This window comes from Mycobacterium sp. (assembly GCF_036273375.1).
Taxonomy (GTDB): Bacteria; Actinomycetota; Actinomycetes; order Mycobacteriales; family Mycobacteriaceae; genus Mycobacterium.
In genome coordinates this window covers 1-2,711 of the sequence record NZ_DASUHS010000017.1, presented here as the reverse complement: position 1 = coordinate 2,711, position 2,711 = coordinate 1, and the positions used below count along the sequence as shown (strand labels likewise).

Sequence of the window (2,711 nt, the reverse complement as noted above, 5' to 3'; positions counted from 1 at the left end):
GCGCGCCAGGTGATGGATCATGCGACCGACTCGGACGCCCCACTAGCGATCTCGGCAGCAACACTCGTGGAACTGGTCTATCTCGTGGAAAAAGGCACTTTCACGCAGACGCATCTCGAAGCGTTTCATGAGATCATCGACGCGGCAGACTCCGGATTCGAGGTCGTTCCCATCGATAATGCAGTGGCCCGTGCGGTCAGCGAGATTCCCCGCGCCGCGGTAGCTGATCCTTTTGACCGGATAATCGCTGCTACCGCCCTGGTGAGAGCTGCTCCTCTGGTGACCTACGATCGCAAGATCCGCCAGCTCGCCACCGTGGAAACCATCTGGTGAACGGCATAGCGTCCATGTCGCGCCGCCGGGTTCCGCAACCTGGCCGCGCACGCTTACGCCGAGCTCGACCCGCGCCGGGTACCACCCCTCGCACTCAATGACCGGCCCGGATAGACGGTCGGTATGCCGGGTTCCCCACCGCCTTGTACGCGTCGCGACACGTTGCCGTGTCGTTAGCGTCGTCGTTCGTGCAAGGGTTCGTGCAATGAACCACGGGACACCACGGCAATTCAGAGGCCATGACTAAGGGAAAACGGGAACGGGAGACACCAGCGACACGCATGATCGATGTTTCACCGGCCTCCGGAGGCGGGAGCACAGGTTCGAATCCTGCCGGAGGCGCCATGTCTGACCTGCTAGTATCACTGTGAGTAGATCAGCTTTGGTCCATGTGCCAGGGCGGTGCTCATGCTCTACTCAGCCGCACTGAGGTGACAGCGCTGCTGAGTCGGGTCGCACCAGAACGATTCACGGGCGGATGCAGAACCCACGAGACACGTTGATCCTGGTTGCGGCACCATGACGGTATGAACGGTGACACGGCCCCGGGTGGCAGGCGTCCTGGCTGGGTGCGGGATGTGTCGGTGCCGCACGCGCTCGATGAGCTACAAGGTTCGCTTCAGGGCAGTGTCGGTCTTCCGGCCGGGCTGTTCTGGTCAGGACCCAATCCACGCGACGTCCGGTGGGATCTCGCTGACCCGACCCGGCGGCGCGACTTGTACGAGATGGTGCTCGTGGAAGGCACGCTGGACAATGCCCGTGAGCTGATCAACGGCACTGAGCTGGTTCGCCTGTGGGATCAGATGTATCTTCCGCCGTGGGTCCGGGCGGCGTGGCGTCCGCTGATCGACTCGGCGGGCACGGCAGCCTAGCCACATGCCCCTGGATCCGCTGCAGGAACAAATCGCGCGAACCGCACTGGCCTTGCCGCAGTCACGCACGTTGGCGCTGGCGGGCGGCGGAGCCATGATCGTGCACGGCTTCGTCAACCGGCCGACGAAAGACATCGACCTCTTCGCTGAATAGACGACCATGAAGCCCGCCAAGTCGTCGCCGCACTGCGCCACGCACTCGAGGAGCAGCACCTCGTCACGCACGACAGCGAACGGCCACCGCTTGACCACCGCTTCATCGCCATAAACCCAGCAACCGGTGCCGAATGCACGGTCGAAGTGTTTGCCGACGGAGGACGGCTGCATGACCGCGTCACGCTGGACCTCGGGCCGGTGCTTCATCCCGACGATCTCGCCGCCGACAAGGTACTCGCCTTGTGGGGACGAGCCCGTCCCCGTGATTTCTTCGACGTAGCAGCCCTGATCGACCGATATGGGCACGCCTACTTGAGCTTGCCGAGGCCAAGGACAGCAGCGACTCCGCACGACTTTCGACGCCTGGCGCAACCAACTGGAGTTCGATACGACGTGACACACACTCCACTTCCCTCGCCAGGTGATGAAGATTCCCCTCGGATGCATTGATTCGCTTCGTCGATCTTCCATTCGATCACAACGAGGCGGTGGAAAGTGACCGATGAGCAGTTGTCGGACCGTGGTCGTGCAAGGATTCGTGCAATGAACTGCGCGACCCCACGGCAGCCCATGCGACACCGACTAAGGCAAACAGGACAAGGAGACACCAGAGAAACGCATGATCAGGGTTCTACCGGCCTCCGGAGGCGGGAACGCAGGTTCGAATCCTGCCGGGGGCGCCCCGTCTGTCTGACCAGGGAATACGACTCTCCCTGCTAGCAATCCGGCAGTGCTATTTGCCCGTTTCTTGGGGGGCCGCCGTGGAGTGAACTGAATCCACGACACCCACCTCCTCGAATACTCTGCGCCTGGCACAGGCCGCAGCCGCGGTACGCCGCGACAGCTGCTGCGTCTCCGAGGCCGGGAGAAAACGCAGGTCCAGGCTTGATGTTGCTTCGTAGGCAGCCTTCGCCCCACAGAGAATTCGAGGTCGTGCAGCGACCGCTTCAGAAAGGCGGTACTCATCCAATCCTGAGCTGCACGCAATTACAAGAACGACACTGACTTCGTAGGTGCTCTAGATGATGAGCTACCGAAGGCGGGATACTGGCAGCACGTTGCGCCCGTTTGCAGCACCACGATGGGTATGAACAGCGACGCGGCCCCCGGTAGCAGGCGTCCTGGCTGGGTGCGGGACGTGTCGGTGCGGCACGCGCTCGACGAGTTACGAGATCGCTTCAGGGCAGTGTTGGTCTTCGGCCAGCCTGATCTGGTCGGGACCCAATACCCGTTCGGTCAGCAGCTCTTCGATGTCCCCCTGTATGACAAGCCGTAGCGCAGGTACCAGTGCACGCCACCACGATTACCTCGGGCGGGAACCGAAACCCTGCCAACCTGGTCTGCGACAGA

The 2,711-nt window shown here is 62.3% G+C and carries 5 protein-coding genes; all 5 read left to right on the top strand.

Features of this window, described 5'->3' with window-relative positions; genetic code table 11:
- Positions 1 to 333: type II toxin-antitoxin system VapC family toxin (locus tag VFW69_RS01900; RefSeq protein ID WP_526497600.1), on the top strand; the 333-nt coding region annotated here is incomplete at its 5' end.
- Between the two features lie 527 nt (positions 334 to 860).
- Entirely contained in the window at positions 861 to 1,205 is a 345-nt protein-coding gene (locus VFW69_RS01895; protein ID WP_526497598.1) for a hypothetical protein, read from the top strand.
- A gap of 4 nt (positions 1,206 to 1,209) precedes the next feature.
- Positions 1,210 to 1,359, top strand: a complete 150-nt coding sequence (locus VFW69_RS01890) for a hypothetical protein (RefSeq protein WP_526497596.1) — start codon at positions 1,210 to 1,212, stop codon at positions 1,357 to 1,359.
- Between the two features lie 146 nt (positions 1,360 to 1,505).
- Positions 1,506 to 1,811, top strand: a complete 306-nt coding sequence (locus tag VFW69_RS01885; protein WP_526497594.1) for a nucleotidyl transferase AbiEii/AbiGii toxin family protein — start codon at positions 1,506 to 1,508, stop codon at positions 1,809 to 1,811.
- A 637-nt stretch (positions 1,812 to 2,448) separates the two neighbouring features.
- Entirely contained in the window at positions 2,449 to 2,637 is a 189-nt protein-coding gene (locus VFW69_RS01880; RefSeq protein WP_526497592.1) for a hypothetical protein, read from the top strand.
- Positions 2,638 to 2,711: the final 74 nt, after the last annotated feature.